This is a genomic window from Novosphingobium sp. 18050 (assembly GCF_902706195.1).
Classification (GTDB): domain Bacteria; phylum Pseudomonadota; class Alphaproteobacteria; order Sphingomonadales; family Sphingomonadaceae; genus Novosphingobium.
The window spans coordinates 1-14,615 of the sequence record NZ_CACSJO010000051.1; the positions used below are offsets into that span (position 1 = coordinate 1).

Genomic DNA, 14,615 nt, shown 5'->3' on the forward strand with positions numbered 1-14,615 from the left:
TCCCGACCGAGGTCAACCTGCCGGTCTATGCAGGGCCCGAGGCGCGCTATTGCCCGGCAGGTGTCTACGAGTTCGTCGATGCGGGAGCAGGCCCGAAGCTGCAGATCAACGCGCAGAACTGCGTCCACTGCAAGACCTGCGACATCAAGGACCCCACCCAGAACATCGAATGGGTGACCCCGGAAGGCGGCGGCGGCCCGAACTACCCGAATATGTGAAGGCTCATTCGAAGAATTTTCCAACCCTTGAACTGGCCATACTTCCAATCATCAAATCCACGCCAGCTAAGTTCAAGACTTGCTGATCAGAGCCAGAAGATCAACGTCGCGGCCAAAGCGAGCGCGGAGAAGATTAACGATGGGGTATCAATCATAACGTGTCGCGACGCGGCACTGGTCCTTCAGGCAGAAAAACATGACTCGATACGGTTGCGGCGCTCATATCGGCGTTTGTCGTACTTGAGAACGACCGCGATTTCCGGCCTGGAATGCATGGCTTGATGCCATTTTGCTCAAGTGGCATCTCTGAATCACTCGGCGTCATAGTCTCAGTCGGCGAGCATCCACTGAGCCGCGCGTTGCCTGACGAAGCGGAGGCTGGCGGCGGGCTGATGGTCGCAGTGATCCAGCTCGCGATCACGCTTGGCGCCTCGCTCGGCGGAATCCTGTTCGATCACCTTGGTTATCAAGCAACCTTCATCATGAGCGCCGCGCTGCTGATCTCGTCGGCTCTCACCGCGCTCCTCGCTTCGCGGAAAGCCATGCCCCGCGCCGATGGCAATGAGACCCCAATCGCCGCCACGGCGGCTAGCTGCCTGTCGAAAATCACATGATTGTCGTGCGGTGGCCGATAGGAGAATGTCGGCATATCTTTGGAAAAGGGCCGCTTCGCGACGGGCAGCTTTTCGCCCAACCGAAGTTATGTGCAGGCGAGCAGCCGACGGGCATCTATCTGCTCTTCCGAAGATGAGCCGACATTCCGATCGGCCAAAAGCCCCCGTGATGGTGCTTCGCGGAACATTGGTGTGAGATGAAGGTTATGAAACCGAGCCGCCGAACAGGTCGGCGCTGTTGAGGGAGAGAATATATGTTCCGTTGGGCCATCATATTTGCCGTCGTCGCGTTGATCGCTTCGCTGCTTGGTTTCGGAGGGGTGGCCGGTCTTTCCGCCGGTTTCGCGAAGATGCTCCTGCTGATAGCTGCGGTTATCCTGGTGCTCGGTTTCCTGTTCGGGCGCGGCGCGAGAGTGCCCTAAGGACGTCGGTGACTGCGGCATCTGAATATGTAGGTTGTCAGTCCAAGCCCCCGCGACAAGCGGGGGCTTTTTACATGCGGAAAGGTTAGCCTCACCTATCTCAACCGCATCGTGATCCGTGTTCAATCGGCAAGTCCCGCCCTCACGGAAGAAGGCTGACGAATGACCGCTGTGGGGCGGACCCTGCCGTTCGCCTAAAGAAGGTGCATTTTTGGAGGCAGGCGGATCAGAAGCCCGGCGCGTTTTCTTCTACCAGGTCGGCAATGCCGGCTTCGGTGTTGATCACCATTCCCGCGACCGATGCCGCATCCTGAATGGCGCAGCGCGCGACCTTGGTGGGGTCGATGACGCCGGACTGGAACAGGTTCTCATAGCGCTCGGTCTGGGCATTGAAGCCCATGTTTTCGTCCCCGTCATCGAGCAGCCGCCCGGCAACGACGCCGCCGTCATGCCCGGCGTTTTCCGCGATCTGGCGGACCGGTGCCTGCAAGGCGCGGCGGACGATCTCGATGCCCCGGGTCTGGTCGTCGTTCGCGCCCTTCAGCCCGGCCAGCACCTTGGAGGCATAGAGCAGTGCGGTGCCGCCGCCCGGCACCACGCCTTCCTCCACGGCGGCGCGCGTCGCGAAGAGGGCGTCGTCGACCCGGTCCTTGCGCTCCCTCACTTCGACTTCGCTTGAGCCGCCAACCCTGATGATGGCGACGCCGCCGGTGAGTTTGGCCAGGCGCTCCTGCAGCTTCTCCTGGTCGTATTCGCTGGCGGTGTTTTCGATCTGCCCCCGGATCGCCTCGATGCGGCCCTTGATCGCATCGGCGGTGCCGGCGCCATCGACAATGGTGGTGGTATCCTTGTCGATCGTCACCTTTTTGGCCGTGCCCAGCATGGCGAGCGTGATGTTTTCGAGCTTGATCCCTAGGTCTTCGGAGACGACTTCGCTGCCCGTCAGGACCGCGATGTCCTCAAGCATGGCCTTGCGGCGGTCGCCGAAGCCCGGTGCCTTTACCGCTGCGACATTCAGGCTGCCGCGCAGCTTGTTGACGACAAGCGTGGCCAAAGCCTCGCCCTCGACGTCCTCGGCGATGATGAGCAGCGGCCGCCCGGACTGGACGACTGCTTCGAGCAAGGGAAGGATCGGTGCAAGCGCCCCCAGCTTCTTCTCGAACAGAAGGATATGCGGGTCGGCCAGTTCAACCGTCAGTTTCGCGGTGTTGGTAACGAAGTAGGGCGACAGGTAGCCACGGTCGAATTGCATGCCTTCGACGACATCGAGTTCGAATTCGACGCCAGAGCCTTCCTCGACGGCGATGACGCCTTCCTTTCCGACCTTTTCCATGGCCTCGGCGATCTTGCGGCCGACGATTTCATCGCCGTTGGCCGAAACTGCGCCGACCTGCCCGATTTCATCCGTGCCCGCGACAGGCTTGGAGCGGGCCTTGAGTTCGGCGACCACGGCCTTCACCGCAATATCGATGCCGCGCTTCAGGTCGATCGGATTGGACTGCGCCGCGACCGATTTCATGCCCTCGCGCACGATCGCCTGCGCGAGCACGGTGGCCGTGGTCGTCCCGTCGCCTGCGTGATCGTTGGTCCGCGATGCCACGGTGCGCATGAGCTGCGCGCCCATGTTCTCAAACTTGTCGACGAGGTCGATTTCCTTGGCGACGGTGACACCGTCCTTGGTGATGCGCGGCGCGCCGTAGCTCTTGTCCAGCAGCACGTTGCGGCCCTTGGGGCCAAGCGTCACTTTCACGGCATTGGCGAGCGTGTCGACGCCCCGGCTGAGAGCTTCACGGATATCGCGCGAAAATCGTACGTCTTTGGCGGCCATGGTCGTTATCCTTCAAGGAGGAGATGTCGGCTTCGCCGGGAGGCGCCGGCCCGCTGACAACTCAGCCCAGAATGCCGAGCACGTCGCTTTCCTTCATGATGATGAGGTCTTCGCCGCTCACTTTGATCTCGGTGCCGGACCATTTGCCGAACAGAATGCGGCCGCCTTGACGTCGGGCACGATGATCGCCCCGTCTTCCCCTCGGATGCCGGAGCCGACGGAGACGATTTCGCCTTCCTGCGGCTTTTCACGGGCATTGTCGGGAATGATGATGCCGCCGGCGGTCTTCTCGGGGGCTTCGAGCCGGCGCACGAGAACGCGGTCGTGCAAGGGGCGGAATGACATGGGGGAGCGATCCTGTCGCTGGGCCGCGACGGGGCGTCGCTTTCACAAGTGAGGCCAGCGCCCCGAATTGCAATCTGGCAGTCTCGATAAACGAGTGCCAATTATCCGCATATGGGCGGGACACGTGTCAAATCAAGTATGGCATTCGCCCTGCCGAAGGAGACGCCGTCACTCAAGCAAGGTCTGAATTCGCCTCCTGTTCAAACTCCAAGGCGATCGCCGTGTCGAGCTTGTCGAGAGGGCTCGATTTTGACGCCCGCTTTTCCGCCAGCAGTGCTTCGGCTTCCCAAGCCTTGGCGGCTTGAAGGGCTATTTTTCGCCTGTTTTCGAGTGGTTCGCTGAGCGCTTTGGCGCGTTGCAACGCCTCCTGCTCTCTGCAATGGGTCGCCGAAATTTGCATATGCCGCCTGTTCTATCGCTTTATATTTTGAAGGCCGGGTACCACGCCGGGCTTCTCCGATGGCTTGGATGCGTTGGTCTTGGGCTTTTCAGCTTTGGGCTTGCGAACTTCGCGGCTCGATTTCTTCTGCGATTTAGCCATGATATCGTCCTTTCGAGACAGTTTTTGGTCGTGATGATCCGCTTGTCACGTTGTTGCTATTTGCGGCATCTTGAGAGGAGAAGGCATTTTGACTGCGTTCGCGGGCGCATGATAGACATCCGCTGCGGGAGTTCGCAGATGCCGCTCAAGCAGAGAAAGTATCCGCGTGTCCTGCTCGGCATCGAATTTGCGCGCAAAAAGGTCGGTGCTACGCTGTAGCCCTTTCAGATCCGCTTCATCATAATTGCGGGGACGCAGTTTGATATCGCCGTCTGGAACCCAGTCTATCGTCCTCAGATCGTCGTTCATGACGATGCCCTGATCGCCGCTGTTCATCATGACCGTCTGGAAGAAGGCTTCGTCTGCGATGAAGCTGTTCCGGTAAAATTCCTTAAAACGGTCAGCGCGCGGATCGTGGCAGACATATTCGCAGAAACTGCGGGTGACCGCTTTCCATTGTGTCCCGATGAAAGGCGTGTCGCCGATCAGATAAGGCCGCGCCACGCCGGTTGCCTTCATCGTTCCGTTTTCCTCGGTGAACATGTGGCTCACGCGGTTCATCGTATCGGGGCGCTCCTTGCGCTGGTCGAGCGCGCGGATAAACTGCCGACCGGGGTTGGCGGCAAAAAACTGACGGATGTAATTCTGGCTTTTGAGCGGAAAGTCCTGTCCGGACAGGTTGATGTAGTGTGTCCAGCGTCTGTCCATGTCGAGAAGGCGGGTCATCCCGCGCAATTCTGCGTCGACCAGGCTGTATCCGCCCCACAGGGCGTTTTCCGATTCAATCAGTTCCACGTCCTGATAAGGTTTCAGGAAAGCCGAAATTTCTTTCGCCAGATCGGCGCCCGAGCTTTTATCGACATGGACGACATATTGGTTCCCAGGAAGATAAATCGCCTTGAAAAGGCGTTTGAACTGCGCGGGATATCGGTGGACGAGCAGAAAATATGCGATCATCGGGCATCGCCTCATCGGCACCACCTATGCCCGGCTGCCGAAACCCCGCGCACGGTGACAAGCGTTTCCTGTCTCAGAAGAGCCAATCAAATGAATTTCTGATCGTGAAGAGACATCGCCAGACAGAATTGCGATTTAAGTCGGCGCAATGGTGTAAAATATACCTACCATTTGAATGGCAGAATCACAAGGAAATTATTTCAATGTATGTCGTGTTTTGGGCGTCTGGACAAAGCGAATTATTTTCGGTTACCGGATTAATATTGTTTAAGTGTGCAATAATATGAGTGACGATGACGGCGGACGAAATCACGGCGATCTCCCAGCTCAGACGGGCGGCCAGTTCGTCCGACACCCGCCAAGGCCGTATTCGCGAACGGCAGCTTCGTCCCAAGCTCCGTCGCTCATAGAGTGCTGGTGACTGTCCACTTCCAAGCACGAGGAAATCCGAGCTAAACGACAACAAGGGCGCGTTTCTGTCGGCACGCCGCCGCCCCTTACCGGTCGGTCGGCCAACAATCCGCGATCTCGCAGTGCCGACCGTCCGCTATGCCGGCGACTAGCGCACCCTGATCCGGACCAGTTTGCCTCCGCAGAAAACCGCTGATCCATCGTCAGATAATAGTGCGACACTTAGCATTGATAAGGGGTGTCTGTAAAAGGGATTGCACTGGTTGGGAAGGGATGCCGGATAATGCGCGAAAATGCCTCGTCCTCGCAAGTCAGCCAGCCCGTTCCGATATTTTCACTTGTCGCTGGAGATCATCCGCATGGTCGTGATGCTCTATGTGCGGTATCCGCTTTCGTTGCGGAACGTGGAAGGTTTGCTCTTCGAGCGAGGTGTGTATCTTTGCCATGAGACGGTGAGGCTTTGGTGGAACCGGTTTGGTCCAATGTTTGCCGCTGACATCCGCCGCCAGCGCGTGTCGCGCATGCACGGCTTCCGTCACTGGCAGTGGCAGTGGCATATGGGCCAGATCTACGCCCGCGTGAACGGGGAGATGGTGTACCTTTGGCGGGCTGTGGATCACGAGGGCGAAGTGCTGGAAAGCTACGTCACCAGGACGCGCGACAAGGCCGCTGCCTTGCGGTTCATGAAGAAAGCTCAAGCGCCACCGCTCGCCGGAAGCCATCGTCACTGATGCTCTTCGCTCCTACAAGGCAGCGACGGATGAGCTGGGCAATGTCCACAAGCAGGAGAACGGCCGGCACGCCAATAATCGCGCCGAGAACAGCCACCTTCCGGTGCGAAGACGGGATCGAGCGATGCTCCGATTTCGGCGAATGCAGACGTTGCAAAAGTTCGCCTCAGTTCATGCATCTGTCAATAACCATTTCAACCAGGAGCGACATCTCGTCAGCCGCGACACTTACAAGGAACTCCGCTCAGTCGCCCTGGCCGAGTGGCAAAATATTACGTCCTAGGCGCCAGCTTCAAAGACATCACTCAGTCAAGTAGAGACGAGTTAGCATCCGACTGACAGCACCCTCTGCACGGATCAGCCCCCACCCTAATTACCGAACTTCCAGAGCCCAGATCGCTGCCCCAAACTTGCCCTACGTTCGTCGACATATAGACGGATCAAAGCATGACGTGAGTCACTTAGATTCGCTGAGCGCGGGGTCTCGTGTTCGATGCCGATCCGCATACCGGAACGGATTGACGATCAGGTCGCGGCGGAGGCGAGGCTTCATGAGAGCGGCGCATTGCTGCGGCGTCGGGCCGCCTGCGATGCGGCGATATAGCCGAAGGTGGTGGCTGCGGCGATTGTCGCACCGGCACCCGGATAGCTGTGGCCGAATGGCGAGCCACTGCTATTGCCTGCCGCATATAGACCGGCGATCGGGCGATCATCGGTATCGAGCACGCGCGATTGCTGGTCCGTCTTCAGGCCGCCATTGGTGCCGAGATCGCCGGGGCGGAGCAGCGCGGCCCAATATGGGCCATTCTGGATCTCACCAAGGCAGGCATTAGGGCGATGTTCCGGATCCGCCCAGTGGCGATCATAAGCGGTATCACCACGGTTGAAATCCAGATCCTTACCGCTACGGGCGAAGCCGTTGAACCGATCGATAGTAGCGGCAAGACCATCGGGATCGATGCCGCATGCTTTGGCCAGATCGCGGATCGTATCCGCCTGCTGGAGGAAGCCGGCTGCCATCATCTGTTCGCGGATCGATTTCTGCGATAGTTCGGCGAAAATGTAGCGTTTCAGGAACTTGCCATCCATGATCAGCCAGTGGCTTTCCTCCGCCGCGCCATGTTCGAACATGATCTTGCCGGTGCTCATGTAAGAGCGGGCCTCGTTCATATATCGCTGCCCGCGCGGATTTACGATGATGCTGCCGGGCAAGGCACGCAGGGCGAGAGCGAGGCCATTCTGGTCCGGCCCGACCTGGATGGATGGCATCCACCAATTATCCTCGGTGAGTTCGCTGGCCGCGCCGATGCCGGTAGCAACGCGATAGGCATCACCTTCATCCTCCGGGATCGCGTTCGTCCAGAACTTGTCCCTTCCCTGCAGCCGCTTGCGCAAATCGGCGCTGCGCGCGAAGCCGCCCGCCGCGAGCAGCACGCCAGCCGGCGCCTCCAGTTGCTGTCGGCAGCCCCCGTTTTCGACGATCACCCCCGTCACCGCGCCATTCTGCACAACAAGATCGACCAGTCGGGTAGACAGGCGGATCGGGACTTTACGCGCCAGCACGATCTGCATTAGCGAGGCGACGAGTGCTCGGCCATTGCCAAGCGGCTTCTGGCCGAGCAGGGTACGCAGCTTGTGGGTGCCGGCGATCCAGGCCGCACCGAGCAGCAGGCCCGGACTGCGCCACGCGCGGGTGAGCGGGCCGAACATGCCGCTGTTAATTGCCGGCATGTCGAAATCGGCCAGCCGCATGCTCTGAAAACGATTGCCCAGCTTACGGCCGTTGAAAGGCATGGACTCCATCGTGCGACCAATGCCGCTGCCAGGCGCATCGGGATAATAATCGGGATGGTCGGCGGTCCGCATCCAACTGACACCTTCATCCGCCAGCATCTGCGCCATGACCGGCGCCTGTTCGAGGAAGGCATCAACCTTCGCCACCTCCCGCGCGCCGGCATCCTCACCGATCAATGCGTGGAGATAGGTGCGCGCAGCTTCCGTCGTATCGGGCGCCTTATCCGCAATCATCAAGTGGTTGTGCGGCACCCAGAGCACGCCGCCCGACGTGGCAGTGGTGCCGCCCCAGCTATCGGCTTTCTCGACGATCAGGGGTTTCAAGCCGAGCCGGCTGGCGGTGATAGCCCCGACTAGGCCGGCGGCACCACTGCCGACGACGATGAAATCGAAATCCTGATCGGCCATAGCCCGCTCTCCCTTGGGAGCGAATCTATTGCCACGGATGGGGTGATCAACTCTGCTATCTGCCAGTTCGGGAAGAACGCAGGATGAGTTGAAGTCGAAGACGTCACTGCCTGTGAGGGCGAACGCTATCGGCACCCCGCACAATCGCGCCTTGGTTGGACGTTCTTAAGAAGAAGAAGGCGGCCATACCGGAAAGCAGAGTGAATTCAGATTTGACGGGGCAAGCCGTGAGCGCAGCCACGGCATGCAACAGAACTGTTGTCAGTCCTGTCGAGCTGACCAAACGTATAGTTTGGTCGATCGACCAATTTTGATACCACTGGCCATTGATAAACCTTCAGCCGCGAAAAAAGCGACGTGTCGAGAGAGAGGGTGGTGGATGGACGTTGGAACTGAAATTCGCGACTTAGCGGCGCGTCGTGATAGGAAACTTCAACTATCAGCATTCCATGACGACGCAGACGTGGATTGCGACTTGCTGCGCGGCTGGCGCGCGGAGTTCACCGATTTCGCTCAAGGCTTTCCGGGCAATATGCTCGGCAGCCAGCACCTAATCGGACAAGTCGACATCAACATCGAAGGCGATCACGGAAGCGGGGAAGTTTATTTCTTCGCTTTTCACCGGGTGTCCGAGGATGGCGAACAGTACGATCTGTTTATGGCTGGGCGGTACATCGATGAATATGCCCTGCAGGATGCACGCTGGGCCATTCTCAAGCGCCGGGAAATCATCGATTGGGCCCGCAAGGACAAATCTTCGGACGATTTCATTTCGAAAATGCCCCTCCTGCATCTCGCCGGGCGCCGTGGCGCGGATTTCAGCGAGACCAGAGACTGGACCGATGGGAGCAGAACATGAATAAGCTTTTCACCATGTCGACCATGCCCGGCGACGGGACCACGAGCCTGGTGTCCGGAGAAGCAAGATGCCCCGGTCCTTCCGTCCAGGAAATTGTCGGCGCTGACGCCAATCCCCCACCTTCCATACTGACTACGCAGAGCTACGAGTTTCTCGGAGACTCCGACATCCCCGTCGCGCGTTACACCGATCCAGAATTCTTCTCGCGCGAAATGGAGCACATATGGTGCAAGACTTGGCAATGGGCCTGCCGCGAGGAGCATATCCCTGAGGCGGGCGACAATTACGTCTACGAAGTTGGCCCATACTCGATCATCGTCGTGCGGCAGCGTGATGAAACCATAAAGGCATTCGTGAACAGCTGCCTGCACCGCGGCACAAAGCTTCGTCCTACGGAGGGCGAAGGTCACTCCAACGATTTGCGCTGCCCCTATCATGGCTGGACCTGGAACCTAGATGGCTCACTTAAGAAAGTGCCATGCGCCTGGGACTTTCCTCACGTCGTACCGGAGAAGTTTCATCTACCGGAAGTGGCGATTGGGCTCTGGGGTGGCTTCGTCTTCATTAATCTCGACACCGATCCTATGCCGTTGCAGGACTATCTGGGTGTTTTGCCAGAACACTTCCGGGATTGGGGCATGGCAGACCGCTACGTCGAACTCCATATGGCCAAGGAGCTGCCCTGCAACTGGAAAACCGCGCAGGAGGCTTTCCTTGAATCCTACCATGTCATCGAGACACATCCGCAGTTGATGACCGGAGTGGGCGACGCTAATGTTCAGTATGATTGCTACGGCGATCACGTCTCACGATTCTATGCAGTAGGCGGCGTCAACAGCCCTCATCTTGAAAAGCCGCTTAGCGAGCAGGATCTTGTCAATATGATGCTGGTGGGAGACCGGTCTGTCCTCGACGAACTCACCGTCCGGCCGGGCGAAACAGCGCGGCTGGTGATGGCTCGTTTTCTGCGCCGCACGCTAGCAGACAAATACCTCGCCGATCTGTCGCGGTTCTCGGACAGCGAGATAATCGACACCATAGAATACCATCTGTTTCCCAACATGATACTGTTTCCCGGATTATCGTTGCCAATGGTCTACCGTTTCCGTCCAATCGGACTGGATCCTAACCGCACTCTGTTCGAAATTCTGTTCCTACGGCCAGTACCCGATTGCAAGAAACGCCCTGAACCGGCGCCAGCCGTTTATGTAAAGGAGAACGAGAGTTATTCGATAGTACCGGGTATGGATGTCGCTTTTGCGATGGTGTACGATCAGGACACTAACAACTTACGATCTCAGCAGCAGGGATTCCTGAATGCATTGCATAGCGGCCGAAAGGTTGCTCAAACGCTCGGTAATTATCAGGAGGTACGCATTCGTCACTTCAATGCGACGGTCGATAAGTATGTGAAGGATGAAAAAATCGAGCCTTGATCGCTAAAACGCGGATTTCTAGCCATAACATATTGCCATTGCAGTGGATGGATTGATCTCCTCGCATTGTCTGCCTCCGGTCTGAAAGTTTTCCGGTAACGTGGGGCCCCCCGGGGACTATCAAAACTTTCGTATACGGCGTGGCGGTTAAATATAAGGCGGTAAATCGGCGCTCATCAGGATCCCGCTGACCGGCCCCCAGTGAGTGGTCCGTGCTGATTGTTAGTGCATTGTTGCCTCCGTTGCCATTGCCGCCTGGAGGTGAGGTGAAGCGAAGCGGGACCGGAAGGCGGCAATGGCGGAGAAGCTCTTTCCCGACATAGGACGTTACCGGATCTGATATTGGCAGGCGGGCCGCGCGCGATAAACAGGTCCGCCAGGCCGCCAACACGTCTTCGTATTTGATCTGCCGCGCCACGATCAAAGCGAGGCATTCGCGGCTGGCCTCAACGATGATAGTCAGGATGCGGAACTTACGGCCATCATGGGTGCGGCCCTCAACCAAGTCGTATGCCCAGACATGTCCTGAATACTCCGGCCGCGGCCGGATACACGAGCCATCATACAGCCATAACCGGCCCCGCTTGGGATGCTTTTGCGGCACCTTCAGGCCCTCGCGCCGCCAGATACGCTCGACCCGCTTGCGGTTCACCGTCCATCCCGCTTCGCGCAGCAGCGCCGTCGCTGCGCAGGGCTCAGAAGTTTCCCCGGGCAGCCTCCTGCAGGATCAGCTTGTCAAGCGTCAGGTCGCAGATCGCCCGCCGCAGCCGCAGATTCTCCTTCTCCAGATCCTTCATCCGCCAAGCCTGGTCGGTCTTCAGCCCGCCATATTCCTTGCGCCAGCGATATTAAGTCTGCTCGGTAACCGCGATCCGCCCACACGCATCAGTTATCGTCCCGCCCTGCGCCAGGACGATCTCCGCTTCACGCAGCTTACCGATGATCTCTTCCGGCTTGTGCCTCTTGCCCATTTTCAAACTCCTTCATGATCCAAAATAACAGAGATTTAGGAACACTCTGAAGGGGGCTGATCAAAGGTAGCGCTTGATAAAGGCGCGACGAAGAATTCTGTCTTCAAGCGAGTAATAGAGCCAGATGCCATCACTGGTCGCCACGCAAGAGGCGGCGAACGCAATGTCCGTTGCGGCTCTGTCCTTTGCTGGCGGGGGAAGTAGGATCGGCTCGATGCCCCGGCCCGTGACACACGAAAAGTCCGGCGCAAAACTTACCCACCCGATCCGCCAGCGCGCATCGACTGTTGCGCCATTATAAAACATGACCGGATCGTGGCCGTGCTGCTGGACGATCGGCCCGGTAGACAGGTGCCAGTTGTCCCAGCTTGCATCGCGGATCGTGAACGGGTCTTCGACGACATCCCACGGCCCGTCGAGGTCGTCGCTCATGGCCATGCCGATCCGCGACGCATTGGCGCGCGCATATTCGTAAAATATCCGAAACCGGCCGTCAGACCCTTTCGCGACGGTAGCTTCCTTGATGTTGCCTTCGCCTGCAGGCGCCTTGAGCATCACCCGCTTTTTCGTGAGCTGGGTGAGATCGGGTCCCTCGGCAACGATCAACGCGCCTTGCTCGCGTTTCGCATCGACGCCCGTGTAGAAGACAAGATATCGGCCTTCATCGCCGCAAACGACCGTCGGGTCCTCACATCCGCCGGCATCCATGGCCTCAGGCCCCGGCCTGATCGACGCTTTGCTGCACATCGTGAAGCACAGTCCGTCATCGGAATCGCCCGCCCAGATCACACCAGTCGGATCGCCGGGTCCAAGAGGATTTGGGAGAACACGCACGAGCAAGCGATGCCGTGCTCCTTCGGTCCAGACAAATGGGCTCATGAGATCATGACCAGCCAAACGACCTTCCGGCCCCGCACTGTCGAGCGTCACATCGGCTAGGGCTTCGACGACATAGGCACCCATCTCAAGCGTCCATTGCAACGGTCAGCGAAAGCGCACCGTCAATCGTGACTGTTGTGCCGGTGATGTAGTCCGCCGCCGGCGACAGCAGGAATAGGACCAGTTGGGCGACCTCGTCGGGCGTGCCGGCTCGTCCCCAGGGAATCGCTGCTTCCTTCGCCTCGAGCTCGTCGGGATGATCGATGGCAGATTGGTTCATCGGCGTGAGGATCATGCCGGGCGCGACGCCGTTGACCGCAATACGCTTCGGCGCGAGTTCGAGCGCCAGTGTTGCCGTCAACTGTGCCAGACCGCCTTTGGCGGAATCATAGTCCACACCACCGGGCCTCGGTGCGCGTTCGTGGATCGACGAGATATTGACGATCCGGCCGCCAGACTTGCGTGCCGCAAGCGAACGCACAAGCGCGCGGCAGGTCAGGAACGGACCATAGAGGTCTGCGCGAATGACCTTATCGAACTGCCCTAGCTTCATATCGGCGATCATAACGCCAGACATGTTTCTTCCCGCGGAATTCACCAGCAGCGAGACCGGGCCCCAAGCGGCTTCGGCGTGCGCAAAAAGTCGACCGACCTGCGCCTCTTCCCCGACATCTGTTGCCACGGCAATCGCTTGCCCACCCCCATTGACGATATCGCGCACGACGGCGTCGGCAGCATCGCGATCGTGCAAATATGTGATAGTCACGCAAGCGCCAGCTTGTGCGATCGCGATGGCACAAGCCTTTCCTATTCCGGATTCACCTCCGGTCACGATTGCGTGCGAGTTCACTTCCAGCATGAGGCACTCCTGACGCTGCCAAGGGCGTTGGACCGTGAATCACATAAACTCCGATTTGGCAGAGGGGTTTCAACTTCGGCTCCTCGCGACGGCGATGGCTGATTTTTATATGAGCGATAGATGTGAAAAACTATGGTCGGTCTCGGTAGGCACCATTTGCTATCTTTCACGATCACGCGGTTTGGGCTTGTCGCGATCGTGGGCGATGGCCCCGTCAACGCGACGCTCGGGTCCAGTTGCTGCCGACCGCTCCGCCATCATCATCGCGCGCGCGCGTTGCAACCGCCCCGATACCGGAGGCGGGTCCCGTCAAAGAGATTGCACTGGTTGGGAAGGGATGCTGGATAACGCGCGAAAATGCCTCTGCCATGAGACGGTGAGGCTTTGGTGGAACCGGTTTGGTCCGATGGTTGCCGCTGACATCCGCCGCCAGCGCGTGTCGCGCATGCCCGGCTTCCGTCACTGGCAGTGGCATATGGACGAGATCTACGTCCGCGCGAACGAGGAGATGGTGCACCTTTGGCGGGTTGTGGATCACGAGGGCGAAGTGCTGGAAAGCTACGTCACCAGGGCGCGCGACAAGGCCGCTGCCTTGCGGTTCATGAAGAAAGCCCTCAAGCGCCACGGCTCGCCGGAAGCCATCGTCACTGATGGTCTTCGCTCCTACAAGGCGGCGATGGATGAGTTGGCCGATGCCCACAAGCAACAGAACGGCCGGCATGCCAATAATCGCGCCGAGAACAGCCACCTTCCGGTGCGAAGACGGGAGCGAGCGATGCTCCGATTTCGGTGAATGCAGACGTTACAAAAGTTCGTCTCAGTTCATACATCTTTCCATAACCATTTGAACCAGGAGCGACATCTCGTCAGCCGCGACACTCACAAGGAGCGCCGCTCAGCCGCCCTAGCCGAGTGGCAAAATCTTGCGCCATAGGCGCCAGCTTCAAAGACATCACTCCGCCAGACTGACAGGACCGTCCGCGTCCACGCGCGTGCCGATCAGCGGCATCGGATCGCTCGTCTCGAAGATCATTTCACATCTCCCGATTGCCATTCCCGGAGCCGGATATCCCGCGATGCCGCGGGATATCCGCTTGCCAAGTCCGAACAGCCACCCGATCGCCTCGCCATAGGCTCAGGCCTTCTGTGGTTGCCGCCCGTGATGCAAGAGGTTTCTGGCCGTCGGGGTTAGTGATCGAGTGCGGTCTTCTGTAGGGCCTTTGAATACGGCACTCAGAAACCGCTGGCCGGTATGGTGATCCGCGGATCAGATCCAAATCTCATTGGCGAGCTGTAGCGCTCTAAGTCCTGAACTGGTTTTTCTGATCCAGATCTGTTCGAT

General features: G+C 58.8%; 12 protein-coding genes and 3 pseudogenes. 7 read left to right on the forward strand and 8 right to left on the reverse strand.

The features are described from left to right. The 3 genes from GVL61_RS23760 to GVL61_RS23770 form a co-directional block, all read left to right on the forward strand. A partial coding sequence (locus GVL61_RS23760; RefSeq protein ID WP_200844878.1) for a 4Fe-4S dicluster domain-containing protein occupies positions 1-218 on the forward strand: 218 nt, incomplete at its 5' end. Between the two features lie 392 nt (positions 219-610). Then, positions 611-832: an MFS transporter gene (locus GVL61_RS24855; protein WP_200844940.1), complete on the forward strand. Its 222-nt coding sequence runs from the start codon at positions 611-613 to the stop codon at positions 830-832. A 254-nt stretch (positions 833-1,086) separates the two neighbouring features. Then, positions 1,087-1,254, forward strand: a complete 168-nt coding sequence (locus GVL61_RS23770) for a DUF1328 domain-containing protein (protein WP_159983645.1) — start codon at positions 1,087-1,089, stop codon at positions 1,252-1,254. Positions 1,255-1,480: 226 nt separating this feature from the next. Here GVL61_RS23770 and groL read toward each other — a convergent pair whose 3' ends face one another. From groL to GVL61_RS23790, 4 genes and pseudogenes are all read right to left on the reverse strand, one after another. Then, positions 1,481-3,082: a chaperonin GroEL gene (gene groL, locus GVL61_RS23775; protein WP_159983647.1), complete on the reverse strand. Its 1,602-nt coding sequence runs from the start codon at positions 3,080-3,082 to the stop codon at positions 1,481-1,483. 61 nt (positions 3,083-3,143) lie between these two features. After that, positions 3,144-3,427, reverse strand: a pseudogene (locus GVL61_RS23780) (co-chaperone GroES). Positions 3,428-3,599: 172 nt separating this feature from the next. Then, entirely contained in the window at positions 3,600-3,827 is a 228-nt protein-coding gene (locus GVL61_RS23785) for a hypothetical protein (RefSeq protein ID WP_159983649.1), read from the reverse strand. Between the two features lie 186 nt (positions 3,828-4,013). Further along, positions 4,014-4,925: a beta-1,6-N-acetylglucosaminyltransferase gene (locus tag GVL61_RS23790; RefSeq protein ID WP_159983651.1), complete on the reverse strand. Its 912-nt coding sequence runs from the start codon at positions 4,923-4,925 to the stop codon at positions 4,014-4,016. Between the two features lie 1,001 nt (positions 4,926-5,926). Here GVL61_RS23790 and GVL61_RS25190 point away from each other — a divergent pair. Then, positions 5,927-6,350: pseudogene (locus GVL61_RS25190) on the forward strand (transposase). A gap of 266 nt (positions 6,351-6,616) precedes the next feature. On the opposite strand, the gene GVL61_RS23800 reads toward GVL61_RS25190, so the two are convergent. After that, a complete protein-coding gene (locus GVL61_RS23800; protein ID WP_235037882.1) occupies positions 6,617-8,404 on the reverse strand; it encodes an FAD-binding protein in 1,788 nt (595 codons plus the stop codon). Positions 8,405-8,648: 244 nt separating this feature from the next. Here GVL61_RS23800 and GVL61_RS23805 point away from each other — a divergent pair, with 244 nt between their 5' ends. Both GVL61_RS23805 and GVL61_RS23810 read left to right on the forward strand, forming a co-directional pair. Beyond that, the gene (locus GVL61_RS23805; protein WP_159983653.1) at positions 8,649-9,128 is read left to right on the forward strand and encodes a nuclear transport factor 2 family protein; all 480 of its coding nucleotides are present in this window, start codon (positions 8,649-8,651) and stop codon (positions 9,126-9,128) included. Next, positions 9,125-10,564, forward strand: a complete 1,440-nt coding sequence (locus GVL61_RS23810) for a Rieske 2Fe-2S domain-containing protein (RefSeq protein WP_159983655.1) — start codon at positions 9,125-9,127, stop codon at positions 10,562-10,564. The genes GVL61_RS23805 and GVL61_RS23810 overlap by 4 nt, the downstream gene beginning before the upstream one ends. Before the next feature lie 326 nt (positions 10,565-10,890). Here GVL61_RS23810 and GVL61_RS23815 read toward each other — a convergent pair. From GVL61_RS23815 to GVL61_RS23825, 3 genes and pseudogenes are all read right to left on the reverse strand, one after another. Beyond that, positions 10,891-11,535 (reverse strand): annotated as a pseudogene (locus GVL61_RS23815) (transposase); the annotation flags it as partial. A gap of 60 nt (positions 11,536-11,595) precedes the next feature. Next, positions 11,596-12,498 carry a glycosidase gene (locus GVL61_RS23820; protein ID WP_159983657.1) on the reverse strand — a complete coding sequence of 301 codons (903 nt, stop codon included), beginning with the start codon at positions 12,496-12,498 and terminating at the stop codon, positions 11,596-11,598. A 1-nt stretch (position 12,499) separates the two neighbouring features. Then, positions 12,500-13,273, reverse strand: coding sequence for an SDR family NAD(P)-dependent oxidoreductase (locus GVL61_RS23825; protein ID WP_159983659.1), 774 nt, complete (start codon positions 13,271-13,273; stop codon positions 12,500-12,502). A 337-nt stretch (positions 13,274-13,610) separates the two neighbouring features. Here GVL61_RS23825 and GVL61_RS23830 point away from each other — a divergent pair, with 337 nt between their 5' ends. Beyond that, on the forward strand, positions 13,611-14,066 hold the full coding sequence (locus GVL61_RS23830) for a DDE-type integrase/transposase/recombinase (RefSeq protein WP_235037881.1): 456 nt from the start codon (positions 13,611-13,613) through the stop codon (positions 14,064-14,066). Positions 14,067-14,615 lie beyond the last annotated feature (549 nt).

What these genes read in the sequence shown, in the direction of transcription:
- groL (WP_159983647.1), bottom strand. Translation starts at nt 3,082, where the DNA reads ATGGCCGCCAAAGACGTACGATTTTCGCGCGATATCCGTGAAGCTCTC.
- GVL61_RS23820 (WP_159983657.1), bottom strand. Translation starts at nt 12,498, where the DNA reads ATGGGTGCCTATGTCGTCGAAGCCCTAGCCGATGTGACGCTCGACAGT.
- GVL61_RS23785 (WP_159983649.1), bottom strand. Translation starts at nt 3,827, where the DNA reads ATGCAAATTTCGGCGACCCATTGCAGAGAGCAGGAGGCGTTGCAACGC.
- GVL61_RS23770 (WP_159983645.1), top strand. Translation starts at nt 1,087, where the DNA reads ATGTTCCGTTGGGCCATCATATTTGCCGTCGTCGCGTTGATCGCTTCG.
- GVL61_RS23825 (WP_159983659.1), bottom strand. Translation starts at nt 13,273, where the DNA reads ATGCTGGAAGTGAACTCGCACGCAATCGTGACCGGAGGTGAATCCGGA.
- GVL61_RS23805 (WP_159983653.1), top strand. Translation starts at nt 8,649, where the DNA reads ATGGACGTTGGAACTGAAATTCGCGACTTAGCGGCGCGTCGTGATAGG.
- GVL61_RS23790 (WP_159983651.1), bottom strand. Translation starts at nt 4,925, where the DNA reads ATGATCGCATATTTTCTGCTCGTCCACCGATATCCCGCGCAGTTCAAA.
- GVL61_RS23810 (WP_159983655.1), top strand. Translation starts at nt 9,125, where the DNA reads ATGAATAAGCTTTTCACCATGTCGACCATGCCCGGCGACGGGACCACG.
- GVL61_RS23830 (WP_235037881.1), top strand. Translation starts at nt 13,611, where the DNA reads ATGCTGGATAACGCGCGAAAATGCCTCTGCCATGAGACGGTGAGGCTT.
- GVL61_RS24855 (WP_200844940.1), top strand. Translation starts at nt 611, where the DNA reads ATGGTCGCAGTGATCCAGCTCGCGATCACGCTTGGCGCCTCGCTCGGC.